Annotated in this window: 20 protein-coding genes and 2 pseudogenes; 10 read left to right on the top strand and 12 right to left on the bottom strand. The window is 71.0% G+C overall.

Annotated features, from left to right (window positions below):
- Position 1 precedes the first annotated feature (1 nt).
- Positions 2 to 739 carry a bifunctional DNA primase/polymerase gene (locus R2B38_RS10385; protein ID WP_019064331.1) on the top strand — a complete coding sequence of 246 codons (738 nt, stop codon included), beginning with the start codon at positions 2 to 4 and terminating at the stop codon, positions 737 to 739.
- Between the two features lie 30 nt (positions 740 to 769).
- On the opposite strand, the gene R2B38_RS10380 is transcribed toward R2B38_RS10385, so the two are convergent.
- From R2B38_RS10380 to R2B38_RS10350, 7 genes and pseudogenes are all read right to left on the bottom strand, one after another.
- Positions 770 to 1,759 (bottom strand): hypothetical protein, encoded by a 990-nt coding sequence (locus tag R2B38_RS10380; RefSeq protein WP_318015969.1) that lies wholly within the window; start codon positions 1,757 to 1,759, stop codon positions 770 to 772.
- The gene (gene efeU / locus R2B38_RS10375; protein ID WP_318015968.1) at positions 1,719 to 2,591 is read right to left on the bottom strand and encodes an iron uptake transporter permease EfeU; all 873 of its coding nucleotides are present in this window, start codon (positions 2,589 to 2,591) and stop codon (positions 1,719 to 1,721) included. Before efeU ends, R2B38_RS10380 begins: the two co-directional genes overlap by 41 nt.
- Positions 2,592 to 2,594: 3 nt before the next feature.
- Positions 2,595 to 3,865, bottom strand: a pseudogene (gene efeB / locus R2B38_RS10370) (iron uptake transporter deferrochelatase/peroxidase subunit).
- A gap of 7 nt (positions 3,866 to 3,872) precedes the next feature.
- Positions 3,873 to 5,009, bottom strand: a complete 1,137-nt coding sequence (gene efeO, locus R2B38_RS10365; RefSeq protein WP_318015967.1) for an iron uptake system protein EfeO — start codon at positions 5,007 to 5,009, stop codon at positions 3,873 to 3,875.
- 161 nt (positions 5,010 to 5,170) lie between these two features.
- Positions 5,171 to 5,989 (bottom strand): heme ABC transporter ATP-binding protein, encoded by an 819-nt coding sequence (locus tag R2B38_RS10360; RefSeq protein ID WP_318015966.1) that lies wholly within the window; start codon positions 5,987 to 5,989, stop codon positions 5,171 to 5,173.
- Between the two features lie 211 nt (positions 5,990 to 6,200).
- Positions 6,201 to 7,286, bottom strand: a complete 1,086-nt coding sequence (locus R2B38_RS10355) for an iron ABC transporter permease (protein ID WP_318015965.1) — start codon at positions 7,284 to 7,286, stop codon at positions 6,201 to 6,203.
- Positions 7,283 to 8,311: a hemin ABC transporter substrate-binding protein gene (locus R2B38_RS10350; RefSeq protein WP_318015964.1), complete on the bottom strand. Its 1,029-nt coding sequence runs from the start codon at positions 8,309 to 8,311 to the stop codon at positions 7,283 to 7,285. Before R2B38_RS10350 ends, R2B38_RS10355 begins: the two co-directional genes overlap by 4 nt.
- A gap of 99 nt (positions 8,312 to 8,410) precedes the next feature.
- Between R2B38_RS10350 and R2B38_RS10345 the strand changes: the two genes are divergently transcribed.
- From R2B38_RS10345 to R2B38_RS10335, 3 genes are all read left to right on the top strand, one after another.
- Positions 8,411 to 9,859 (top strand): HtaA domain-containing protein, encoded by a 1,449-nt coding sequence (locus R2B38_RS10345; protein ID WP_318015963.1) that lies wholly within the window; start codon positions 8,411 to 8,413, stop codon positions 9,857 to 9,859.
- Between the two features lie 61 nt (positions 9,860 to 9,920).
- Positions 9,921 to 11,432 carry an HtaA domain-containing protein gene (locus tag R2B38_RS10340; protein ID WP_318015962.1) on the top strand — a complete coding sequence of 504 codons (1,512 nt, stop codon included), beginning with the start codon at positions 9,921 to 9,923 and terminating at the stop codon, positions 11,430 to 11,432.
- A gap of 161 nt (positions 11,433 to 11,593) precedes the next feature.
- A complete protein-coding gene (locus R2B38_RS10335; protein WP_317881126.1) occupies positions 11,594 to 12,238 on the top strand; it encodes a PhzF family phenazine biosynthesis protein in 645 nt (214 codons plus the stop codon).
- A gap of 37 nt (positions 12,239 to 12,275) precedes the next feature.
- Here the strand turns inward: R2B38_RS10335 and R2B38_RS10330 are convergent, their stop codons facing one another.
- Both R2B38_RS10330 and map read right to left on the bottom strand, forming a co-directional pair.
- A complete protein-coding gene (locus R2B38_RS10330; RefSeq protein ID WP_318015961.1) occupies positions 12,276 to 12,923 on the bottom strand; it encodes a biliverdin-producing heme oxygenase in 648 nt (215 codons plus the stop codon).
- Positions 12,924 to 13,049: 126 nt separating this feature from the next.
- On the bottom strand, positions 13,050 to 13,907 hold the full coding sequence (gene map / locus R2B38_RS10325; protein ID WP_033281959.1) for a type I methionyl aminopeptidase: 858 nt from the start codon (positions 13,905 to 13,907) through the stop codon (positions 13,050 to 13,052).
- A 58-nt stretch (positions 13,908 to 13,965) separates the two neighbouring features.
- Between map and R2B38_RS10320 the strand changes: the two genes are divergently transcribed.
- A complete protein-coding gene (locus R2B38_RS10320; RefSeq protein ID WP_318015960.1) occupies positions 13,966 to 14,193 on the top strand; it encodes a hypothetical protein in 228 nt (75 codons plus the stop codon).
- On the opposite strand, the gene R2B38_RS10315 is transcribed toward R2B38_RS10320, so the two are convergent.
- Entirely contained in the window at positions 14,194 to 15,597 is a 1,404-nt protein-coding gene (locus tag R2B38_RS10315; protein ID WP_318015959.1) for an MFS transporter, read from the bottom strand.
- Positions 15,598 to 16,174: 577 nt separating this feature from the next.
- Entirely contained in the window at positions 16,175 to 16,777 is a 603-nt protein-coding gene (locus tag R2B38_RS10310; RefSeq protein WP_033284265.1) for a hypothetical protein, read from the bottom strand.
- 105 nt (positions 16,778 to 16,882) lie between these two features.
- Here R2B38_RS10310 and R2B38_RS10305 point away from each other — a divergent pair, with 105 nt between their 5' ends.
- The 3 genes from R2B38_RS10305 to R2B38_RS10295 all read left to right on the top strand — a co-directional run bounded on the left by R2B38_RS10305 (position 16,883) and on the right by R2B38_RS10295 (position 19,033).
- Positions 16,883 to 17,989 carry a sialidase family protein gene (locus R2B38_RS10305; RefSeq protein WP_318015958.1) on the top strand — a complete coding sequence of 369 codons (1,107 nt, stop codon included), beginning with the start codon at positions 16,883 to 16,885 and terminating at the stop codon, positions 17,987 to 17,989.
- 37 nt (positions 17,990 to 18,026) lie between these two features.
- Positions 18,027 to 18,767: an NADPH-dependent F420 reductase gene (npdG, locus tag R2B38_RS10300; protein WP_318015957.1), complete on the top strand. Its 741-nt coding sequence runs from the start codon at positions 18,027 to 18,029 to the stop codon at positions 18,765 to 18,767.
- A 101-nt stretch (positions 18,768 to 18,868) separates the two neighbouring features.
- Positions 18,869 to 19,033, top strand: a complete 165-nt coding sequence (locus R2B38_RS10295) for a hypothetical protein (protein WP_318015956.1) — start codon at positions 18,869 to 18,871, stop codon at positions 19,031 to 19,033.
- Here the strand turns inward: R2B38_RS10295 and R2B38_RS10290 are convergent.
- Positions 19,030 to 19,800, bottom strand: a complete 771-nt coding sequence (locus tag R2B38_RS10290; protein ID WP_318015955.1) for a site-2 protease family protein — start codon at positions 19,798 to 19,800, stop codon at positions 19,030 to 19,032. The two genes, R2B38_RS10295 and R2B38_RS10290, sit on opposite strands and share 4 nt — an antisense overlap.
- 287 nt (positions 19,801 to 20,087) lie before the next feature.
- On the opposite strand from R2B38_RS10290, the pseudogene R2B38_RS10285 reads away from it, so the two are divergent.
- Both R2B38_RS10285 and R2B38_RS10280 read left to right on the top strand, forming a co-directional pair.
- A pseudogene (locus R2B38_RS10285) lies at positions 20,088 to 20,809 on the top strand (AfsR/SARP family transcriptional regulator); the annotation flags it as partial.
- Positions 20,804 to 23,563: an AfsR family transcriptional regulator gene (locus tag R2B38_RS10280; protein ID WP_318021633.1), complete on the top strand. Its 2,760-nt coding sequence runs from the start codon at positions 20,804 to 20,806 to the stop codon at positions 23,561 to 23,563. The pseudogene R2B38_RS10285 and the gene R2B38_RS10280, both read left to right, overlap by 6 nt.
- Positions 23,564 to 23,580: the final 17 nt, after the last annotated feature.

Genomic DNA, 23,580 nt, shown 5'->3' with positions numbered 1-23,580 from the left:
GATGAGCGCGACGTTCGGTGGCCGGACCGGTCGGCAGGGCAAACTCTCCTCGTGGCTGCGCGGACGCCGCCCGCAGGAGGCCCCCGACGACGGCAGCGGACGCGAGGCGCTGCTGCTGGCCGCCGCCGAGGCCGGGCTGCCGCTCGCCCCCGCCGCGCACCCCGCCCCGGGCTACCGATGTTCGTGCGACCGTGTGGGCTGCCCCACACCGGCCCGCCACCCCGTGTCGTTCGCCTGGCAGACGCAGTCCACCACCGACCGCGCGCAGATCGAGCGCTGGGCCCGCCATCAGCCGCAGGCCAACTTCATCACCGCGACCGGCATGGTCAACGACGTCCTGGACGTCCCCCTCGAAGCGGGCCACGAGGCGCTGGAGCGGCTGCTCGCCGCCGGTGTCGAGGTCGGCCCGGTCGCCGCGAGCGACGACGGACGGCTGCTCTTCTTCACCCTCACCCGCGGCACCCCCGAGGACGAGGACGAGTGGTGGCCGTGCGAACTGGACTGCCACCCCGAGACGATGGACGAACACCCCGGCCTGCGCTGGCACTGCCGCGGCTCCTACGTCCTCGTCCCCCCGGCCCAACTCCCCGGTGAGAACCAGTCGGTTCACTGGGTACGCGGCCCCGAGCACCCCCTGCCCGACCCACTGACCCTCCTCGAAACCCTCACGGACGCCTGCGCCCGCCACGCGGGAGCGGAACCGGACCACGCGAACTCGGCCTGGCCCCTGGGCCGTTGACCTCCTGAGGTCGGCCACCCCGCGAGGAGGTCAGCCGCCCTGCGCCGAGGTCAGCCCCTCGATCCGCCCCAGCACCGACACCTTCCCGCCCCGCTTGGGGTCCAACGCGACCTCGTTGGAGATGAGTTGGAGGGTGAGGGACTGCTCCACCTCACCCGTCGTCAGCGCCTGGACGTCCTTGTTCTGGGTCGGCACCGACGTGCCCTCGGCCGCGGTCTCCTTCTGGAAGTACCGCGTGGTGAAGAACACCAGCGCCCCGCCGTCCGCCGTACGCAGCGCCAGCGGCGCGTAGTCGCCGCTCGTCAGCGGCTGGTCGAGGAACTGGACGGCCAGGCCGGGCTTGGTGGCCTTCTCCCGGTCCGCACGCCACGCGCTGGTGTGCGTCCCGTCCGCGAAGTCCGTCCCGCCGCTCTTCAGATACGTCGCGTAGCTCTGGCTCAACTCGCCGGGCGCGACGGCCAGTTCGGCCGAGTCCGCCGGTACGGCCTCGGCCCAGCCGTCCTTGTCGGTCTTGAACTTCGGTACGGCGGTGGGCGCGAGCAGCGTCAGATACGCCACCTGCCAGGGCTCGGCGAGGTCGTTGCGCGTGAAGACCAGCAACCACCGGGCCGCGCCACCCTTGTTGGCGGCGGTGTCGGCCACGAACCAGCGCGGCCAGCCGGCCTTCTTCGGGATGGTGAACTTCGCGTCCGTCAGCTTCAGCGGCGAGTAATTCGGGTTCCCGGACGGCGAGTTGGTGTGCCCCGCCTTCAGCCGCGCCGCGTCGATGTCACCGAGCGCGCCGGTGACATGAGCGGCGTCCAGGGAACTGTCGTACGCCTTGTCGGCCGCGTTGTACGCGGTCGTGAACTGCTGGAGCGCCGTCGCGGCCTCGGCGCGGGTGGTGGCCGGGAGGACCTCCCGCTCGCCGTGGACCACCACGCAACCGCTCGCCGTCAGCGACAAAGCGGTCACCGAGGCCGCTATCAGTACGCGCCGGTCAAGCCTGCGGAGCCTTCGAGGGCTGCGATCCCTGCTCATCAGGTGTCTTCACCTTCCCCTTCCCGGAGGCGAACCCTACCGGGGCGAAGAACAGGGCGAGCGTGGGGACCAGGTACAGCAGCCACACCGTGATCTGCAGGACGGTCGGGTCCGGCTGGAAGTTGAAGACACCCTTCAGGAGGGTGCCGTACCAGCTGTCCGGTGGGATCGTGTCACTGATGTCGAACGCCAGCTTCGTCAGCCCCGGCAGCCAGTCGGCCTCCTGCAGGTCGTGGAAGCCGTAGGCCAATACCCCCGCCGCGACGACGACCAGCATCGCCCCGGTCCAGGTGAAGAACTTCGCGAGGTTGATCTTCAGCGCCCCGCAATAGAACAGCCACCCCAGGAACACCGCCGTGGCCAGCCCCAGTCCTACGCCGACCAGCGGACGCGGGGTCCCGTCGCTCGCCGCGTGCACCGACGCCCACACGAACAGCGCGGTCTCCAGCCCCTCGCGGCCGACGGCGAGGAACGCGGTGGCGACCAGCGCGCCCGTGCCCATCGCGAGCGCCGCGTCCAGCTTGCCGTGCAGTTCGGTCTTCAGGTGCCGGGCGGTGCGCCGCATCCAGAACACCATCCACGTCACCAGACCGACCGCGAGGATCGACAGCGAGCCGCCGAGCGCCTCCTGCGCCTCGAACGTCATCTCCTGCGAACCGAATTCGAGCGCGCACCCGAACCCCATCGCGATGAGGACGGCGACGACGATGCCGATCCAGATCGGCTTCAGCGCGTCGCGCCGGTCCGTCTTGACGAGATAGGCGATCAGGATGCAGACGACGAGACTGGCCTCCAGCCCCTCGCGCAGACCGATCAGATAGTTCGAGAACACGGTCTACGACTCCTTCGCGTCCTGGGAGAACAGCGTGCTGCCCCACCAGTCGTCCTTGTCGCGGACGCCCGGCGGGACGGCGAAGACCGCCGAACCCACGTGCTGGATGTACTCGTTGAGCGCGTCGGACGCCGACAGCTTCCGCTGCAGCGGGATGAATCCCTTGCGCACGTCACGCTGGTAGGCCAGGAAGAACAGGCCCGCTTCGAGCCGGCCGAGGCCGTCGGTGCCGTCGGTGAAGGAGTAGCCCCGGCGCAGGATCGTGACCCCGCTGTTGGAGTCGGGGTGCGCGAGCCGCACATGCGCGTCGGGCTTCATCGCCTTCAGGAACGGCGCGTCGTGCTCCTTCGCCTTGCCGACCGGCGCGCCCTCGCCCTTGTCCCGCCCGAAGACGTCCTCCTGCTCCTGGAGCGACGTCCGGTCCCAGGTCTCGATGTTCATCCGGATCCGCCGGGCGACGAGATACGAACCCCCGCTCATCCAGGCCGAGTTGGCGCCGCCGTCACCGTCCCCGACCCACACGAACTTCTTCAGCCGGTCGGTCTCGGTCCCCGCGATGTTGCGGGTGCCGTCCTTGAACCCCATGAGATTGCGGGGGTTTGAGCCCCCGGGGTCGTGGACGACGTCTTCCCGAAGCCGAGTTGGGACCACCGGATGGCGACCTTGCCGAAGCCGATGCGCGCCAGGTTGCGGATCGCGTGCACGGCGACCTGCGGATCGTCCGCACAGGCCTGGACACAAAGGTCCCCGCCCGTACGGGACTTGTCGAAGTTGTCGCCGGGGAACTGCGGCAGATCGACGAGGGCGTCAGGCCGACTGCCGCTGAGCCCGAAGTGCTCGAAGAACGACGGCCCGAAGCCGATCGTCAGCGTCAGCCGCGAGGGTTTCAGCCCCAACGCCTCACCGGTGTCGTCCGGCGGCGCCTCGGCGAGCCCGCCGTAGGCCCCGTCGCCGACCGCGTGCCCACCGGTCATCCGGCGGGCGGCGGCCGTCCAGTCCTTCAGCATCCGCACGAACTCGGCGCGGTCGTCGGTCTTCACGTCGAACGCGGCGAAGTGCAGCCGGTCCTGGACGGGCGTGGCGATACCGGCCTGGTTGGCGCCGTGGAAGGCGACCGCGGCACCGGTGTCGGCACCGGCCGGATCGACGTCGTCGCCGACCCGGGTCATCGCGACCGCACCACCGGCCGCGACGGCACCGAGCGCAAGCCCGGCACCGCCCCAGCCGATGAGCGAACGACGCGAGGGAGAACCGTTCTCCTGAACTTCGGTCATCTCAGGCCTACTTCACGACGGCGGCGGCGAGCTTGGACAGCGGCTCCGCAAGGGCGTTGACCGCGTCCGACAGCTCCTTGCGCTGGTCCGCGGTGACCTTGTCGTACGACACGAAGCCGTCCGAGGTCGAGGTCGAGCGGTACTTGTCGAGCAGCGTGTTGAGCGCCGCGAACTGCTTGTCCAGTTCGGCGGTCAGGGAGGCGTCGTTCTTCCGCGCGACCGGCTTCAGCAGCTCGTACGCCTTCTGCGCGCCTTCGACGTTGGCCTTGAAGTCGCTCAGGTCGGTGTGCGAGTAACGGTCCTCCTCACCGGTGACCTTGCCGGTGGCGACCTCGTCGAGGAGTTCCTTGGCGCCGTTGGCCATGGAGGTCGGGGTGATCTCGGCCTTGCCGACGCGCTTCTGCCAGTCCTTCAGGTCCGTGACCAACTCGGCGGCGAGGGCCTTCTGTTCGGCACCGGTCTTCTTGTCGACCCACAGCGCCTTCTCCAGCGCGTGCCAGCCGGTCCACTTCTGGCCCTTCTCCAGGTCGTTGACGCGGGTGTCGGTCTTCGGGTCGATGTCCCCGAACGACTCGGCGATCGGCTCGGTGGCCTCCCAGCCGTAACGGGAGGGCGCGTAGGCGTTCTTGGCGGCGGTGAGGTCGCCCGCCTTGATGGCGTTGGCGAAGGTCTCCACCTTCGGGAGCGTCGCGTCGGCCTGCTCCTGCGCGTACTCGCGGTAGGCGGCGACGGCGGCGTCCAGCTTCGGGTCCCGCTTGGCGACCGAGCCTCCGGTGACGGTGAGCTTCTGCCGCACACCGTGCCCCTTCATGCCAGGCCGGCAGGCGATCTCGTACGACCCCGCCTTCACCTCGGCGGTGAGCGTGTACTTGGTCCCCGGCCCGATGTTCTCCTTCTCGGAGACGATCCGGTCGTCCGGGAAGAGGATCTCGACCTCGGTCGCCTTCGAGCCGGTGTTCTCGATCTTCAGCGTGACCTGCCCGGCCGGGATCGACTTCGCGGAGGTCGTGCACTTGGAGTCGGCCGCGGTCACCTGGATCGCGTCCCCGTCCTTGGCGTCGCTCTTCGCGGTGCACGCCGTGACGGCGGTCAGTGCGGCCGCGGCGGCGACGGCGGTGGCGACGGGAAGTCGGACGGCACGCATGCAGGCTCCAAGCGGGAGAGTGTGGTGAGGCTGCCCTAACTTACCTGAGGCTTACCTCAGTCATACCCGCCCGGTCGGGTATTCACCGCCCACAGAAAAATCACAGACACGGCTTGATCTCGCTGGCGGAAAACGAATACCAAGGGGCGGTCAAGGAAAGGTCAAGCGGGCCGTTTTGGCGTCACCACGACCGCCCCCGTGCGCGGATGCGGGAACACCTCAACCGGCTGGTCATAGACGTCCGAAAGCAACGCCTCGGTGAACACGTCCTCCGGTGGACCCTCGGCGGCGACACGACCGGCGCGCAGGATCGCGACCCGGTGCGCGTAGGCGGCGGCCAGCGCGAGATCGTGCAGCACCACGACCACCGCGTCCCCCGCGTGCGCCCTTTCCCGGCACAGCCGCAGGACCAGTTCCTGGTGCCGGAGATCGAGCGCGGCGGTCGGCTCGTCGAGCAACAGCAGAGGCGCCCGCTGGGCCAGCACCCGCGCAAGCGCGACCCGGGCCCGCTCCCCACCACTGAGCGCCGAGAACGGCCGCAGCGCGAAGTCCGTCACCTCCGCCCGCGCCATCGCCTCCGCTACGGCGATCTCGTCCTCGGCGGGGCTGGTGGCATGCGGCGCCCGCCCCATCCGCACGACGTCCTCGACCGTGAACGGAAAGGAGAGCGTGGCCGATTGAGGAAGCACGGCCCGCCGCAGGGCGAGTTCGGGAGCGGACCACTCCGTGGCGGGGCATCCGTTGATCCGGACGACCCCGGCGGACGACGTCAGATCCGCGGCGAGGGCCCCCAACAGGGTTGATTTCCCTGCCCCGTTGGGCCCGACAAGTGCGAGCACCTCGCCGGCACGGACAGACACGGAGACGCCGTGGAGGACTTTGCGCCCGCCGAGTTGGACGTGCAGGTCATCGGCCTCGGCGAGAACGTCTCCCGGTTCGGCGGGGGAGGGGGGTGCGGGTCGGCTGCGGAGGAGTCTCATGCGTGGGCTCCTTGAGTGGGAGGGTTGGCGGGTGGTGCCGGTTGTGCGTTGGCGCGGGCCCGGTGGGGGCTGGTCGCGCAGTTCCCCGCGCCCCTTAAAAGCGCAGGCCGACCGGTGTTTTTAGGGGCGCGGGGAACTGCGCGCTCAGCCCCCACCGGCCCGCAGCCCCCGACGCACATCCCGTGGCAGTCTCGACCGGGAAACGGGCGGATCACGCCCAACCCCCCTGCCTGCGCCGCGTCCTCCGCAGCAGCCAGAAGAAGAACGGGCTGCCGAGCAATGCAGTCAGAACACCCAGCGGAAGTTCCGCCGGCGCCGCGATCGTCCGGGCCGTCAGATCCGCGGCCAGCAACACCAGCGCGCCCAACAGCGCACTGGCCGGGATCAGAAACCGGTGCCCGGGCCCCGCCGCCATGCGGAGCAGGTGCGGCACGACCAGCCCCACGAAACTGATGATCCCGGACACGCTGACCGCCGCCGCCGTGAGGAGCGCGATGACCAGCACCAGGACGATCCGGAGCCGCTCGACGTCAACTCCCAAGTGACGCGCGGGGCGTTCACCGAGCGCGAGGAGGTCGAGCCGGCCGGCGTGCAGTGGCGCGACGGCCAGGCCGATCACCGCACACGGAAGGATCGCGAGAACCTTCGGCCAGGTCGCCTGGGAGAGCGAACCGAGCTGCCAGAAGGTGATCTGGTTGACGGCCGCCGTGTCCGCGAAGAACAGGAACAGCCCGATCAGCGCCCCCGCGAACGCGTTCAGCGCGATCCCGGTGAGGATCAACGTCACGACCTCCGTACGCCCGCCCGAGCGCGACATCGCGTAGACGAGCAGCACCGTGGCGAGCCCCGAGACGAACGCCACCGCCGACACCGTCCACGTCCCCAGGAAGTCCAGCCCGAACGCGATCACCGCGACCGCCCCCGCCGCCGCCCCCGAGGACACCCCGATGACCCCGGGTTCCGCGAGCGGATTCCCGAACACACCCTGCATCAACGCCCCCGCACACCCCAGCGAGGCCCCGACAAGCAGCGCGAGCACGATCCGCGGGAAACGCACGTTCCAGAGGACCGACTCCGGTACGCGGTCCAACGACCGCCCACCGAGCCCGAGTTGATGCTGCACCGACGCCAGGACGTCCCCGGTCGGAATCGGATACGCGCCCAGTCCGGCGGCCACCGGCACCAGCACGAGCAGCGCGACCACCAGCCCGACGGTGAGCATCCAGCCCGTACTGCGCCTTCTTCGTACGGGAGTTGCCGCGACGTCGGTCTCAACCCCCTTCTCCAGCACGGTCATTCGCTCCCGCCCCCGTACAACTGGTCCACCAGCGACTTGAGCACCTGGTCGGTACGCGGCCCGTAGTTGAGGAGCACCCCGTCCTCGATCGACACGACCCGCCGGTTCATCCCGGCCGGGGTCTGCGCGACACCGGGGATCTTCACCAGGCCGTCGATCCCGCCGACCGACTCAAGTCCCTTGGTCATGACGAGAATCGCGTCGGGCGCGGCCTGCGCGAGCGCCTCGGTGGTGATGGCGGTGAAGTCCTTCTTCAGGCCGGACTCCGCGCCCGCGTCGACCGCCCCGGCCGCCTCCAGGAGCGAGGTCGCCCCCGACCCCTTGCCGCCGATCAGATACACGGACGCGGACCCGCGCAGATACAGGAACGCGACCCGCGGCTTCTCCTTGTGCCGCGGAATCGCCTCGCGTACGGCAGCGATCCGGTCCTCGGAGCGCTTGGTCAACTCCTTCCCCGCGGCCGGTACACCGAGCGCGTCGGCCACCGCCTGGATACGCGGACCGACATCGGCCAGCCCCTTCGCCGGGTCGACGACGAGGACCGGAACGCCGGCCGCACGGATCTGGCCCATCGCCTCGGACGGTCCGGTGGTCGTCTCCGCGAGGACGAGATCGGGCTTGAGGGACAGCACGCTCTCCGCCGAGACGTCGTGGTTGCGGGTCACCAGGGGGAGTTTCGCGGCCTGTTGGAAGGTCGCGGTGATGTCCCGGGCCACGACGCGCCCGCCGAGCCCGAGCGTGAACACGATCTCGCTGAGGCTGCCGGAGAGCGGGACGATACGCCGCGCGTTCTTGACGGTGACCGTCTTGCCGTCGGCGGACCGGACAGTGACCGGGAGTTGGGGGTCCGGGGCGTCGGTCAGCGGCTCCACGCGGTTGGCCGGTGCGGAGGCCTTCGCCGAGGCGCCGGTCGCGGACGTGGCCGCGCCCCCGCATCCGGTGAGCGTGAGCGCGAGCACGGACAACAGTGCTCCCGCCAGTCGTGTGCGCAAGCGTGGCACGGTCCCGTCCGTCTCTCTCGGCATCTCTCGATATCTCTCGGGCACTGTCGTTCCAGGTGAGGAAAGCTTAGGTTAGCCTTACCTTCGTTCGCTACCGGCAGTCGTCATCCGGAGGACCCACCCATGCCCGCGCGCCCAAGAGCCCTGGTCACCGTGTTGTGCGCGGCGATTCTGGGTGCCCTCCTCCCCGCGGCCCTCGCCCACGCCGAGAGCCGTACCGTGCAGGGCGGCCGGCTCGACTGGGGCATCAAGTCCTCGTTCCAGAGCTATGTCACCGGGCCCATCGCGAACGGGAGTTACTCCCTCACGGGCGGCGCGGCGACCGTGGGCAGCAGCCAGTTCCGCTTCCCCTCGGCGACGGGTTCGTACGACGGCTCGACGGGCGCGTTCCGCTCGTCCTTCGCGGGCGGGGTGCACTTCGTCGGCCACAGGAAGACCGACGGCAGCTACGAACTCGACCTCACCCTGAGCCGCCCCACGGTCCGTATCTCGGGCTCCACCGGCACCCTCTACCTGGACATCACCAGCAAGGCGAAGGGCACGGGGACGGTCACGACGTCCTCTCAAGTGCCCTTCGCCTCCCTCGCGTTGGGCGGCATCGACATGAAGGGCGGCGGCAACGCGGTCGTCCTCAACAACCTGCCCGCCACGCTCACCGCACAGGGCGCGAAGTCCTTCGCCGGGTACTACACGGCGGGTACGGCGCTGGACCCGGTGAGTCTCTCGGCGGACGTGAAGGCCGCGGCCACCAAGACCGCCACGCCCACCCCGGCACCCACCAGGTCCGCCGCGAAGAAGGATCCGCAAAAGACGCAGAGCGGTGCGATCGCGGACGGCGCCGTCGACTGGGGCGTGCGCCGCACCTTCCGGGAGTACGTCACCGGGGACATCGCCAAGGGCAAGTGGACGTTGTCGGCCGGAGCCGAGGACGGCGGCGCGCTCTTCCGCTTCCCGGGCGGTGAAGGGACCTACAAGAACGGGGAGTTGACGGCCTCGTTCAAGGGCGCGGTGCGCTTCACCGGCGCGGAGGGCCTCGATCTGAAACTCAGCGGTGTCCGGGCGACGGTCGAGGACGGCAAGGGCACGCTCTACGCCGACGTCACCGGAACCGATGGCGCGGGCGCCGACTTCACCGGCAAGAAGGTTCCGCTGGTCACCTTCGCGGCCAAGGGCCTCAAGGCGACCAAGGGCCTGGTGAAGGTCACCGAGGCCCCCGCGAAACTCACCGCGCAGGGCGTGAAGGCCTTCGGCGGGATGTACCCGGCGGGCACGGCCATGGACCCGGTGTCGGTGGCCGTAGCCCTCACCGACGACGCGAAGTTGCCCGCGCTGCCCGACCTCGGCACCACGCCCACGGCGAGCGAGACCCCTGAGGAGCAGTCGGCCGGCCCCTCGGTGTCCGCGGAGCCGGTCGCCGACAACTCAGGTGGCGGCAACGGCAGTTCGGCCGCGTTGCCGATCAGTCTGGCGGCCGGTGCCGTGCTGGTGGCGGCAGCGGTGTCGGTGCTGATCGTCCGCAGGCGCCGCGCCAGTCCGGCGGCAGCCGAAGTCGCCACATCCGAAGCGGACTAACCCCCTTACCCGGTCCGCCGGTTGGTGGACCATGCCCCCGAACCCAAGGAGAACCACGGTCATGCCCGTCAGACGCCCCCGACTTTCCTTCGCCCTCGCCGCGGCCGTCGCGACCGCCGCCGCGTTCGGCGCCACGGCGCTCGCCACGACCACCGCGTCGGCGGCCGAAGTCCCGCTCAGCGGCTACGAGTTGACCTGGGGCATCAAGCAGTCGTACCGCACGTACGTGAGCACCTACGCGCAGGGCTCCTTCACCGCCACCGACGGCGCCTCGCAGGCCGCGAACAACGGCGCGTTCACCTTCACCGAGGGCACGGGCACCTACGACACCACCAGCCACGCCGTGCACCTGACCTTCAAGGGCACCGTCACCGCCAAGTCGACGCTGCACGGCTTCGTACGGGAGATGTCCGACTTCCAGTACGACAGCGCGGCGGGCACCCTCACCGCCGACCTCGTCGCGGACGGCGGCACCAAGCAGCAGGACGTGACGCTCGCGACGGTCGCCGCACCGACCAGCCAGGACCTGAAGGACCTCGCCACCACGCTCACCGCCGCCGCGGGCACGTTCCTCGGCAGCGACACGTACGCGAACGCGGCCGGTGACCCGCTGTCGGCGGTCAAGCCGGTGTCGACGACGTCCCCGACTCCGAGCACGCCCGTATCGCCGACGCCGTCGCAGCCGACGTCCCCGCCCGCGACCACCCCGCCGGCCACGACCACCCCGACCACCCCGACCACCACGCCCCCCGGCAGCGAAAGCCCCTCGGACACGGCCTCCCAACCGGCCGCCACCGAGGGCGAGATCGCGGACGGCAAGCTCGACTGGGGCGTGAAGGAGTCCTTCCGTTCCTACGTGGTGGGCAGCGTCGCCAACGGCAAAATAACCGCGTCGGACGGCGCGACCCAGGCGGCGGGCAACGGCGTCTTCACCTTCACCGACGCGACCGGCACTTACGACACCGACGCCGACACCCTCTCCGCCGCGTTCGAGGGCGCGGTGAACTTCAAGGGCCATGAGGACAACGGCACTTACGGCCTCGACCTCACCTTCACCGACCTCAAGGCGACCCTCGACAACGGCTCCGGCGAACTGACGGCGGACGTGACGAGCCTGGGCGAGAAGTCCGAGGACGTGGTCCTGGCCGACCTGAAGGCGGGTTCGACGGACCTCACCGCGAAGAACGACGTCATCACCCTCGACGACGTCACCGCGACCTTGACCGCGGCCGGCGCGAAGGCCTTCGGCGGCTTCTACCAGACCGGCGCCGAACTCGACCCCCTCGACCTCTCGGTGGCCCTGACGACGGACGCGACCCTCCCCTCGGACGGCTCGTCATCGACGACCGGCACGGGCTCTTCCGGAAGCTCCGGCAGCACCGCCAACTCCGGTACGACAGGCTCGACTTCGGGCGGCGGCGTCACCGGCTCCACGACGGGCGACGTGAACGGCTCGCTGGCCTCGACCGGTTCCGAGCTCCCGGCGGCGGCCCTGGGCACGGCGGCCGCGGTGACCGTGGCGGCGGGCACGGGCGTGGTGTTCGCGATGCGCAGGCGGCGTACGGAGGCGTAAGACTGTGCCCCGTGGACATCAGGGGGCACAGAGAGTTCCTGCCGGAGGACGGACTGGTGCTGGCCGTGACAGGCCGGCCCGGTCCGTCCCCGCTGCGTTTCGGGACGGTGGAGCCCCCACCTGGGATGACCTCGCCGCCCGCGCGGTGTTTGAATGCCCCCGTGACTGACTACGACGTACTGCGTGTCTTCTGCGGCCCCAGCGGCGGATACGGCAACGAACTCGGCGTCGTCCGCGAGGGTTCCGTCATGCCGGACCCGGACGAGCGGCAGGTGTTCGCCGGGAAACTCGGCTTCAGCGAGACCGTGTTCGTCGACGACCCCGAGCGCGGAGTCATCGACATCTACACCCCGACCACGCGCCTGCCCTTCGCCGGCCACCCCTGCGTCGGCACGGCCTGGCTCCTGGACATCCCCGAACTGGTCACCCCCGCAGGCATCGTGGGCGCCCGCCTCGACGGAGAGTTCAGCTGGATCGAGGCCCTCCCGGAGTGGGCCCCACCCCGAACCCTCCGCCAGTACGCCACCGCCCCCGAGGTCGACGCCCTCCCCGTCCCCCCACCCGGCGAGTGGATCTACGCCTGGGCCTGGGAGGACGAGGCAGCGGGCCGCGTCCGCGCCCGCGCCTTCCCCGGTCGGGACGACGGCATCCACGAGGACGAGGCGACGGGCGCGGCGGCGCTGTTGTTGACGGACCAGTTGGGCAGGGCTCTCAACATCACGCAGGGGGCGGGTTCCCAGATCCTCACGGCACCGCAGCCCGGGGGTTGGGTGGAGGTCGGCGGCCGGGTGTTCCTGGAACGCTGACCCCTTCGACACCGGTGGGTGCGTCCGGCCCGTGCGGTCACGCGGAGAGCGGAAACTCCTCACCCAACGCCCGGAACACCCCGGTGTTCAACGCGAACGCCCGCTTGCACTCGGCCACGATCCGCTGCTTCTCCAGATCATCGACCCGAACCTCATCCAGCAGTTCGCGGTAACTCCGCTTGAACGCCGCCGGGTTCCCGATCCCCTCGAACACGTAGAACCGCACCCCGTCCCCCTTACGGGAGAACCCCCAGGTCCGCTCCGCCTTGTCCCGGATGATCTGCCCGCCGGAGAGATCCCCGAGGTAACGGGTGTAGTGGTGGGCGATGTACCCCGCCGGCCACTCCTCGGCGCACTCCCGCACCCGGTCCGCGTAGGCCCGCGTGGCAGGGAGCGCGGTCAGCCCGGACCGCCACTCCGCACCCCGCAGATGCGCGAGGTCCCGCTCCAGCGCCGGCAGCCGGAACAACTCGGCCCGGATGAACGCCCCGGCCACCGGATCCGCCGCGAGCCGCTCCGCCCCGGTCTCCAACGCCTCGTAGACGAACCACAGTTGCTCGGTGTACCGGGCGTACGCGTCCACGCCCAGCCGGCCGCCGAGCAGATCGCTCATGAAGGTGGAGGTCTCTGCCTCCACGTGCTGTTCGTGGGACGCGGTGCGGATGACTGTCGAGAAGGAGTCCATGAGCCCTATCCTCTAAGGTAAGGCTTACCTAAGTCAACAGGTTGCCGACACTCTGTCGGTAAAAGCGTACAAGAAAAACGGCCCGCCCCACGAGGGAGCGAGCCGCCATGATCAGCGAGGGAGCCCTCAGGGCAGCGTGAGAACCTCCGCCCCCGTCTCCGTCACCACCAGCGTGTGCTCGAACTGCGCCGTCCGCTTCCGGTCCTTCGTGACGACCGTCCACCCGTCGTCCCACATGTCGTACTCGTACGTCCCCAGCGTCAGCATCGGCTCGATCGTGAACGTCATCCCGGGCTGGATGACCGTCGTCGCGTGCGGGCTGTCGTAGTGCGGGACGATCAGGCCGGAGTGGAAGGACGAGTTGATGCCGTGGCCGGTGAAGTCCCGGACCACGCCGTAGCCGAAGCGCTTGGCGTACGACTCGATGACCCGGCCGATGATGTTGATCTGCCGGCCCGGCCGGACCGCCTTGATCGCGCGGTCCAGGGACTCACGCGTGCGCTCGACCAGCAGCCTGGACTCCTCGTCGACGTCACCGACCAGGTAGGTCGCGTTGTTGTCGCCGTGCACCCCGCCGATGTACGCCGTCACGTCGAGGTTGATGATGTCGCCGTCGCGCAGCACCGTGGAGTCCGGAATGCCGTGGCAGATCACCTCGTTGAGCGAGGTGCACAGGGACTTGGGGAAGCCGCGGTAGCCGAGCGTGGACGGATAGGCGCCGTGGTCGCACATGTACTCGTGCGCGACCTTGTCGATCTCGTCCGTGGTCACCCCCGGCGAGATGATCTTCGCGGCCTCCGCCATCGCCCGCGCGGCGATCCGCCCGGCGACGCGCATCGCCTCGATCGTCTCGGGGGTCTGCACCTCCGGCCCGGTGTACGGGGTCGGCGCGGGCTTGCCGACGTACTCGGGGCGACGGATGTTTCCGGGCACGGGACGGGTGGGGGAGAGCTCCCCTGGTACGAGCAGCGACTGGCCAGACATGCCAGCGAGTCTAACCAGCGGACATGGGGGAACATGGCCGTAGGGAAAGGAGCCGTTGATGGCCCTGTTCAAGAAGCGCACGGTCGGGAAGCCCGGCGAGTGGTACTACTGCCTCGAACACAAGAAGGTCGAGGAGGGGCCGGAGTGCCCCGCCAAGGACCGGTTCGGGCCGTACACCACCCGCGCCGAGGCCGAACACGCGATGGAGACGGCCCGCGAGCGCAACCTGGAGTGGGAGAACGACCCCAAGTGGCACGACGCGGCCAAGGGGAACACCGACGACTGATCAGTCCCCGGCCGGGGACGTCGAGGGAGCGGGCGAGGGTGCGGGAGAGGGCGAGGAAGCGGGAGAGGGTGCGGGCGGGGGAGTCGGCGCCGCGCGTCGCGCCTTCAGCCGTAGCGCGTGCTCGTCCGTCCTCGCGTCGTACGACATCAGCTTCGGCAGTCCTGCGGCCAGCAGCCCCACCGCGCCGACGCACATCAGCCCGCCCGCCCACACCGACGTCCGCACCCCGGACAGGGCGGCCATGCCACCGGATCTGACCTGGCCCAGCTGCGGGCCCACCGAGTAGGACAGCAGCTCGATCCCGGCGAGCCTGCCGCGCAGCTCGTCCGGGATCGTCTGGTTCCAGATGACCCCGCGGAAGATGCCGCTGACCATGTCGCAGCCGCCCGCGACGGTGAGGAACAGCAGCACCAGCCACACGTTCCCGACCGCGCCCGCGCAGGCGATCGCCGCGCCCCACAACGCCGCCGCCAGCACCACCATCCGCCCGTGCCGGTGGATCCGGGACGTCCAGCCGCTGGTCACACTCACCAGCAGGGCACCGGCCGGGACGGTCGAGTACATCAGCCCCAGCGCCCACGGCGCGTGCAGATCATCGGCGAGGAACGGCAGCACCGCGAGCGGCATCGCGAAGAACATCGCCGCGAGGTCGATGGCGTACGTACCCAGGAGTTCCTTGCGGCTCCAGGCGTACCGGGCGCCCTCGGCGATGGACCTCAGCGACGGCTTGCGCGCCTCGTGGGCGCCGGGCGAGGCGGCGATACGGAAGATCAGGACCACGGAGATCCCATACGTCACCGTGTCCGCCGCGAACGCGTACGGCAGCCCCGCGAACGCCACGACCACGCCCGCCACCGCCGGTCCGGTGACCCCGCCGACCGTCCAGCGCAGGGAGTTGAGCGCGGAGGCGGCCGTCATGTGCTCGTGCGCCACGATCCGCGGCCACAGGGAGTCCAGCGCGGGCCGCTGGATCGCGCCGAGCACGGAGGTCAGGGCGGCGATCACATACAGCGGCCACAGGGCGGGCCGCGGCAACAACGAGTTGAACAGCAACGCCCCGCACAGCACGCCCAGTCCGACCTCGGTCCACACGATCAGCTTCCGCTTGTCCCACGCGTCGGCGAGGGCGCCTCCGTAGAGCCCGAACACGATGAGGGGGACCAGTTCCACGGCTCCGACCGCGCCCACCGCCGCGGCGGAGCCGGTGAGTTCCTTGATCTGCACCGGGAGCGCGACGAACGTCAGGAAGCTGCCGAAACTCGAAACCAGGCCCGCGACCCAGAGCCTGCGGAAGTCGGCGGAGGCGTGCCAGGGGGTCAGGTCGGGGAGGAGGGCGCGGAGGCCTGTGGGGGGTTCGGCGGGGGGATCGGCGGGGGGAACAGGGGGATCCGTGCTGTCGGTCACGAGGGGCAATGGTCGGGGTGGGGGGTGGGGGTGGCAAGCGGATTTTTTGGGGGGCTTCGGGCGGGGTGACTGGATTAGGTGGGGGTGTTGGGCGGTCGGGCGGTGGGGTGGGCAGCTGGTGGTGGCCGGGTGGGGTGGGGAGTTGGGGGTGGCCGGGTGGGGTGGGGAGTTGGGGGTGGCCGGGTGGTGTGGGGAGTTGGTGGTGACGAGCTGCCTCGGTCGCTTGGGGGCGGCGGTCTGGCACCGCTTTCCGTGTCCCGTTGTTGACGGGCCGAGACGTGTGGGTGGCCTGCGGCGGTCTGGCACCGCTCTTCTCATCCACTTTTCCCAACTGGCCAAGGCCGGCGGGCGGGTGGGCACCTGGTGGCGGTGCCGATGCGCTGCGGTCACTTGGAGGCGGCGGGGGCGTGGTCCCGCTTTGCTCGTCCACTTCTCAACCGCCCTAGACGGGTGGGTGGGTGGGAAACTGGCGGCGGTGACTGCCCGCCACGGTCACTTGGGAGGAGACGGTGGCCTCGTCCCGTGCTTCTCGTCCACCTCTCAACTGACCGAGACGGGTGGGTGGGTGGGAAACCTCTTACCAAGGCGCAGGCGGCGGTGCCGTCAAATGGTCCGTCAGGCGGGACAAGCGGTCACGGAAACGCCGGCGCCCCCGCGTCACCGGCAACACATTCTCCCCGGCCGCCGCGCTCACGAGGTGCTGCACGGTGTCCAGGTCCAGGTCAGTTCCCGGCGGTACAGGGAGCGACTCGTGGGCCAGGGAGGCGAGTTCACGGTCACCGGAGCCCAGCGCGAGGACGGTCGCCCCGGCCCGGCGGGCATCGTGCACCCGTTCCAGGAGCGGGTCACCGGGGCCCTCGGGGGACACCACCAGCAGCGTCTCCCCACGCCGGGCCGCCTCGATCCGGCCGAGCCCGACCGCCAGGTGCGCCGGATCCGAGGGACGCGCGTCGTGCCGTACAAGAGTCGGCGCCAACTCCGGCGTACCCGACCAGGCCGCCTCGTCGACGAGATGCGCCGCGAGATGCCACGGCTCATACGCGGGCGTACCCACCAGCAGCAACCCGCCCCCGTGCGACACCACCGACCCGCGCAACACCCCCGCGAACCGTCGTGTCGCCCCCAACCACTCGGTCCCGGCGAGCACTTCACGCAACAGCGCAACCCGTACGGCATCCATGTCCGCGCATCCTGCCCCAACCGGCCGTTCGTGACGTGGAGTTCACCACGAATTCGCCCAACTTGGGGATGGTGCGGGCTCATAGGCCGCACAAGGAGTCACCTCATGACAGAAACCACAGAAGCAACCACAGAAGCAACCACAGAAGTAACCGTCCCCTTCGTCGCCGGCCAGGGAGGCTACGCGAGCTACCGGATCCCGGCCGTCGTGGTCAGCGCCGCCGGCACCGTCCTGGCGTTCTGCGAGGGCCGCGTCGACTCCGCGAGCGACCACGGCCACATCGAGATCGTCCTGCGGCGCTCCACGGACGGCGGCCGCACCTGGGGCCCGATCACCGCCGCCGCCACCAACGGCCCCCACCTCGCGGGCAACCCCGCCCCCGTCGTCCTCGACACCGGCCGCGTCCTGCTCGTGTACGTCCGCGCGACCGCCACCGCCACCGAGGACGCCATCCTGCGCGGCCAGGTGCCGGCGGCCGACGGGCGCCGGATCTGGGTGCGCTACAGCGACGACGACGGTGTCACCTGGTCGAGTTCGAAGGAGATCACCGCCCAGGTGAAGAAGCCCGAGTGGCGCTGGTACGCCACCACGCCCGGCCACGCGATCCAGCTGAGCACCGGCCGGGTGGTCGTCGCCGCCAACCACACGATCCCGCCCACCGGAAAGGACGTAGGAAACGAGGCGAAGTACAACAGCGGCCACTGTCTGCTCAGCGACGACAAGGGCGAGACCTGGTCCATCGGCTACGTCGACGAGAACCCGGACGGCTACGTCAACTGCAACGAGACCACCGCCGCCGAACTCCCGGACGGGCGCGTCTACTTCAACACCCGCAACGACGCGACGGCCCCCGGCCACCGCGCCGACGCGTACTCGGCGGACGGCGGCACCACCCTGGTGAAGCCCTTCCGCCCGCAGGCCGGCCTCACCGCCCCCGTCTGCGAGGCCAGCGTCCTCCAACTCCGCGACCCCGACGTGCTGTTGTACTCCGGCCCCGGCGACCCGGCCGCCCGCGCCCTGATGACCCTGCGCGCCTCCACCGACGCCGGCACCACCTGGCGCCCGGTGCACACGGTCGACGGACTGCCCGCCGCCTACTCCGACCTCGTACGCGTCGACGACGACACGGTCGGACTCCTCTACGAGACCGGCGACTTCGGGCCGTACGAGACGATCACGTTCCGACGGGTCCCCGTGACGGACCTCACCTGAGCCGATAAGGGTGCGGAGGCGGACGTAAAGTCGGCCCATGACCTCTACCGACAGTGCTGCACAGACCCCCGCGACGGACTCCGCGGCCGCCCCCGCGAAGGCCCCCGCCAAGGACCCGTGGGACCTCCCCGACGTCTCCGGACTGGTCGTCGGCGTGCTCGGCGGGACCGGGCCGCAGGGCAAGGGCCTCGCCTACCGGCTGGCCAAGGCCGGCCAGAAGGTGATCATCGGCTCCCGCGCCGCCGACCGCGCGCAGGCCGCCGCCGACGAACTCGGCCACGGGGTCGAGGGCGCCGACAACGCCGAGACCGCGCGCCGCAGCGACGTCGTGATCGTCGCCGTGCCCTGGGACGGCCACGGCAAGACCCTGGAGTCGTTGCGCGAGGAGTTGGCCGGCAAGCTCGTCGTCGACTGCGTCAACCCGCTCGGCTTCGACAAGAAGGGCGCCTACGCGCTGAAGCCGGAGGAGGGCAGCGCCGCCGAACAGGCCGCCGCCCTGCTGCCCGACTCGCGGGTCGCCGCCGCCTTCCACCACCTGTCGGCGGTGCTGCTCATGGACCAGGAGATCGCCGAGATCGACACGGACGTGATGGTCCTGGGCGAGGAGCGCGCCGACGTCGAGATCGTGCAGGCGCTGGCCGGCCGTATCCCCGGCATGCGCGGTGTCTTCGCCGGCCGGCTGCGCAACGCCCACCAGGTGGAGTCCCTGGTCGCGAACCTGATCTCCGTCAACCGCCGCTACAAGGCCCACGCGGGACTGCGCGTCACGGACGTCTGAGCGGGTGGGGGACACTGGGACACTGGTGGCGACCGACCCCACCAGTGTCCCCCAGTGCCCTCTTCCACTGTGCCTTCGTTCTGCCGACAGGAGCCGACCCCATGCCCCGCCTCGCCCTCTACGCCCTCGTCGTCTGCCTGCTCGCCGTGGCCGCGGCGGTCGTCTCCTTCGTGGAGGGCAGCTTGCTCGGGATCGTGTGGGTCCTGCTCGCGGGCCTCTCGTCCAACATGTGCTGGTACTACCTGAAGCGCGGCCGTGCCGCCTAGCGCCAGAACTGGTAGAGGCTGTAGCCGTTCGACGTCTGCCAGTCGCTGACGCCCAGCCCCCGCAGGATCGCGTCGATCATGTCGAAGAACTCCCGGTTGATCGACGGCACCCACAGCAGCGCGAACACGAACAGCAGGCCGAACGGCGCGAACGGCTCGACCTGCCGCTTGATGTCGTTCGACAGCCAGGGCTCGATCACGCCGTAGCCGTCCAGGCCCGGCACCGGCAGGAAGTTCAGGATCGCCGCGGTCACCTGGAGCAGGGCCAGGAAGGCCAGCGCGTACTGGAAGTCGGCCGGCACCCCGTCGAGTGCGTGCAGCCAGAAAGGCGCCGTGCAGACCGCCGCGAACAGCACGTTCGTCAGCGGGCCCGCCGCCGAGATCAGGCTGTGCTTCCACCGGCCGTGAATGCGGCCCCGCTCGATGAACACCGCGCCGCCCGGCAGACCGATGCCGCCCATGATGACGAAGATCACCGGGAGCACGATGCTGAGCAGGGCGTGCGTGTACTTCATCGGGTTGAGGGTCAGATAGCCCTTCGAGCCGATCGAGATGTCACCGCTGTGCAGGGCGGTGCGGGCGTGCGCGTACTCGTGCAGACACAGGGAGACGATCCAGGCCGCCGTCACGAACAGGAACACGGCGACGCCCGGCTGCTCGGCGAACCCGGTCCAGGTGGCCCAGCCGGTCACCGCCGTGACAGCCAGGATCCCGAGGAAGACGGGACTGATCCGCCGGTCACTGGGGCGGGTGGTGGTGGCGGTCATGGGGCGGGCTCCCTGCTGGGTCGGTGGACGCGAAGCCCGACGGTACCGGGCACTAGGGGAAAACGTCTCGCGAGCGGCCGTCGGTTCCGGGGAAGGTAGGGAAGGTATGCGGGCGGGAGACGTGGGCGGGGGACAGGGGAAGGTGGGGACATGGGACTCTGACACGCGTCCTACGACCCCGTCACCCCTCGGGGTTTCTCGGGAGGGGGGCTTCCCCGGGGCCGTCGTACCGCGTCCGGCGCCGCGCCGCCGTAACCCCGTGACCGCTTTCCACGCCACCGGAGACAATGGACCCCGTGCGCTACCGCATTCTCGGCACCACCCAGGCACTCCGCCCCGACGGCACCCCCGTCCCGGTCGGCGGGGCGCGGCTGCGCGCCCTGCTCACCGTGCTCGCCCTGCGCCCCGGCAAGGCCGTGACCGCGAGCTTCCTGGTGGACGAGGTGTGGGGCGTGGACACGCCCGCCGACGCGACCGGCGCGCTCCAGGCGCTGGTGGGCAGGCTGCGCCGGGCGCTCGGCGCCGACGCGATCACCTCGGCGGAGAGCGGGTACCGGCTGGCCGCCGCCCCCGAGGACATCGACCTGCACCGTTTCGAGCGGCTGACGGGGGAGGGACTGCGGGCGCTGGCCGACGGCAACCCGCGAAGGCGGCCGAGGTCCTGGACGACGCGCTCGCCCTGTGGAACGGCCCGGCCCTGGCCGACCTCCCCGACCGCACGGCGGAGGCGGCCCGCTGGGAGACCCGTCACCTCGACGCCCGCCGAGCCCGCCTCACCGCGGCCGTCTCCCTCGGCGACGCGGACACCGCCCTCCCCGAACTGACCGCCCTCTGCGACACCCACCCCCTCGACGAACCCCTCCAGTCCCTACGCCTCCGAGCCCTCCGCGCCACAGGCCGCACAGCGGAGGCACTGGCCGCCTACGAGGACGTACGCCAGCTGCTGGCGGACCGGCTGGGCTCCGACCCGGGTCCCGAACTGCGGGCGCTGCACGGGGAGTTGTTGAGCCCGTGGGACGGTGGGTCCGGTGGCCGCGGCGGACTCGGTGGGCCTCCTGGCGGCCGTGCCGGGTTCGACGGACCTGGCGCCTCCGACGGCCTCGCCGGACCGGGCGACGGCTACGGCCCAGGCCCTCGCGGCGGGTCCGCCGGCAACGCCGGTCACCGCAGCCCCGGCACCGACGTCCCCGCCCCCGCCAACAGCACCCCGGCCCCTCCCACCCCCGGCGGGCTCCCCACCCCACCCCCCGGCAACCTCCGCGCCCGTCTCACCTCCTTCGTCGGCCGGGAGGCCGACATCGACGTCATCCGGGGGGACCTCGCGTCCGCCCGGCTCGTGACGCTGCTCGGGCCCGGTGGGGCCGGGAAGACGCGGCTGTCGCAGGAGGCCGCCGAAGGCGTGCGGGACGCGGCCCGGGACGGGGTGTGGCTGGCCGAACTCGCCCCCGTGGACGACCCCGACGCCGTACCGACGGCCGTGCTCACGGCAGTTGGTGCGCGCGAGACCGTGATGTACGGCGCCGGCGCCGAGGCGATCCGGGCCGCCGGCGGCGAGCGGCACGACGCCCCCGTCGACCGCCTCGCCGAACACTGCGGCAGCCGCCGGATGCTGATCGTCCTCGACAACTGCGAGCACGTCGTGGACGCCGCCGCCCGCCTCGTGGAGACCCTGCTGGAGCGCTGCCCCGGCCTCACCGTGCTCGCCACCAGCCGCGAACCCCTGGGCGTACCGGGCGAGTTGCTGCGCCCGGTGGAACCCTTGCCCGACCCCGTCGCGCTCCGGCTGCTCGCCGACCGGGGCGGCGCCGCCCGGCCGGGGTTCAGCGTCGAGGACGACCCCGAGGCCTGCGCCGAGATCTGCCGGCGGCTCGACGGGCTGCCCCTCGCCATCGAGCTGGCGGCCGCCCGGCTGAGGATGCTGACGCCGCGTCAGATCGCCGACCGCCTCGACGACCGCTTCCGCCTGCTCACCTCCGGCAGCCGCACCCTGCTGCCCCGCCAGCAGACCCTGCGGGCCGTCGTCGACTGGTCCTGGGACCTCCTCGACGCGGACGAACGGGACGTGCTGACCACCCTGTCCGTCTTCGCCGGCGGCTGCGACCTCGCCGCCGCCGAGGCCGTGTGCGGGCCGGTCGCGTTCGAGACGCTCGGCTCCCTCGTCGACAAGTCCCTTGTGGTGGCGGCCCCTTCGGGCGAGGGGGAGATGCGCTACCGGCTCCTGGAGACCGTCGCCGAGTACGCGGGCGAACGCCTCGACGAGGCCGGCCGCCGCCCCCGCGCCGAGCGCGCCCACCTGACGTACTACCGCGAACTCGCCCGCACCACCGACCCGTTGCTGCGCGGCCCCGGCCAACTCGCCGCCGTAGGACGGCTGGAGCTCGAGTACGAGAACCTCCGCACCGCCCTGCGGCACGCCGTCGCCGAGCGCGACGAGCAGGAGGCCATCTGCCTCGTCCTGTCGCTGGTCTGGTACTGGCAGATGCGCGACGTCCGCATCGAGGCCCGCAACTGGTGCGTCGAGGTGATGGCGCTGGGCCCCGACCCCTTCACCGCCCCCGTCCGGCGCGCCGAACCCGTCTGGCAGCGCTGCACCGACGTCCCGCCCCCGCTCACCGGCGAACTCCTCACCGAGGCCAGGCGCGGGGTCCACCTCGCCCATCTGGGCTGGATGGACACGGAGTTGGAGGCCTGGGAGGCACCGGCGGCGAAGGAGAAACTCCGCCTGATCACCGAGGTCTACGAACCCGGCCACCCGCAGACCTGCCGCACCCCCGGCATGCTCTGGTTCTACGCCGTGCTGATGACCGGCAACGTGGAGCGGCTGCCGGGCATCCTCGAAGCCGCCGTCCGCACCTGCCGGGCCACCCCCGGCATGGAGTGGGAGCTGGCCACCACCCTCCAGATGCGCGCCAACATGCTCGCCAACCGCAGCGACTGGGCGGGCGACGCGGTCCGCGACGCCGACGAGTCGCTGGAGATCTTCCGCCGCCTCGGCGACGCCTGGGGCACCGCAGAGGCGCTCTCCGCGCGGGCCGAAGCCCGGGAACGCATCGGCGAGTTCGGGCTCGCCGCCGCCGACTACGAGGCCGCGATCGAACACGCCGAACGGCTCGGCGCGCACGGTCAGACGGCCGTGCTCGGCGCCCGGCTCGGCAGCGTGCTCGTCGAGGGCGGCGAGGCCGAGCGGGGCGAGCGCATCCTGCGCGAGGTGGTCGAGAAGCAGCCGTACGGCGGGGGCAACGAGGCGATGCCCGCCGCCCGGATGTTCCTCGCGGGCTACCTCGCCATGACCGGCCGGCCCGCCGAGGCGCGTGAGCAACTGCGCCTGCTGCGCGAGCAGTTCACCATCTCCCACTTCGTCGTCTTCGACGCGTACATCCTCGGCCTGGAGGCCTGGGTGGCGACGGTCGACGACGACTACGACGAGGCCCTGGACAAGATCCGGCGGGCCCTGCACCGCGCGGGCGACCCGCTGTCCGAGGCCATCGCCCCGCACATGACCCCGCTGTACCTGGGACTGGCCGCGATCGCCCTCGCCGAGACCGACGGCGGCGGCCGGGCCCGTGACGCCGTCCGCTGCCTCGTCACGGCGCGGGCGCTGTTGCCGTCCGGGCATGTCGCGACGTCGATGGAGCGCGAGGTCTACCTCCAGGCCGAGCGGCACGCGCGCGCCGCACTCGGTGACGAGGCCTACGAGACCTGCGCGGCCGGGTACGCCGAAGGCGACGGCCTCTCCCTGGAGGAGGCCGTCGCCCTGGTGTGACGCCGACGCGTACCGGT

This window comes from Streptomyces sp. N50 (genome assembly GCF_033335955.1).
Classification (GTDB): Bacteria; Actinomycetota; Actinomycetes; order Streptomycetales; family Streptomycetaceae; genus Streptomyces.
This window is presented reverse-complemented; position numbering and strand designations above follow the sequence as displayed.

Bases quoted from the DNA above. Each gene is read 5' to 3' on its own strand.
- R2B38_RS10330 (WP_318015961.1), bottom strand. From the start codon at position 12,923: ATGGACTCCTTCTCGACAGTCATCCGCACCGCGTCCCACGAACAGCAC.
- R2B38_RS10345 (WP_318015963.1), top strand. From the start codon at position 8,411: ATGCCCGCGCGCCCAAGAGCCCTGGTCACCGTGTTGTGCGCGGCGATT.
- R2B38_RS10290 (WP_318015955.1), bottom strand. From the start codon at position 19,800: ATGACCGCCACCACCACCCGCCCCAGTGACCGGCGGATCAGTCCCGTC.
- R2B38_RS10320 (WP_318015960.1), top strand. From the start codon at position 13,966: ATGGCCCTGTTCAAGAAGCGCACGGTCGGGAAGCCCGGCGAGTGGTAC.
- R2B38_RS10305 (WP_318015958.1), top strand. From the start codon at position 16,883: ATGACAGAAACCACAGAAGCAACCACAGAAGCAACCACAGAAGTAACC.
- efeO (WP_318015967.1), bottom strand. From the start codon at position 5,009: ATGCGTGCCGTCCGACTTCCCGTCGCCACCGCCGTCGCCGCCGCGGCC.
- R2B38_RS10385 (WP_019064331.1), top strand. From the start codon at position 2: ATGAGCGCGACGTTCGGTGGCCGGACCGGTCGGCAGGGCAAACTCTCC.
- R2B38_RS10380 (WP_318015969.1), bottom strand. From the start codon at position 1,759: ATGAGCAGGGATCGCAGCCCTCGAAGGCTCCGCAGGCTTGACCGGCGC.
- map (WP_033281959.1), bottom strand. From the start codon at position 13,907: ATGTCTGGCCAGTCGCTGCTCGTACCAGGGGAGCTCTCCCCCACCCGT.
- R2B38_RS10360 (WP_318015966.1), bottom strand. From the start codon at position 5,989: ATGAGACTCCTCCGCAGCCGACCCGCACCCCCCTCCCCCGCCGAACCG.
- npdG (WP_318015957.1), top strand. From the start codon at position 18,027: ATGACCTCTACCGACAGTGCTGCACAGACCCCCGCGACGGACTCCGCG.
- R2B38_RS10310 (WP_033284265.1), bottom strand. From the start codon at position 16,777: ATGGATGCCGTACGGGTTGCGCTGTTGCGTGAAGTGCTCGCCGGGACC.
- R2B38_RS10355 (WP_318015965.1), bottom strand. From the start codon at position 7,286: ATGACCGTGCTGGAGAAGGGGGTTGAGACCGACGTCGCGGCAACTCCC.
- R2B38_RS10350 (WP_318015964.1), bottom strand. From the start codon at position 8,311: ATGCCGAGAGAGACGGACGGGACCGTGCCACGCTTGCGCACACGACTG.
- R2B38_RS10295 (WP_318015956.1), top strand. From the start codon at position 18,869: ATGCCCCGCCTCGCCCTCTACGCCCTCGTCGTCTGCCTGCTCGCCGTG.
- R2B38_RS10340 (WP_318015962.1), top strand. From the start codon at position 9,921: ATGCCCGTCAGACGCCCCCGACTTTCCTTCGCCCTCGCCGCGGCCGTC.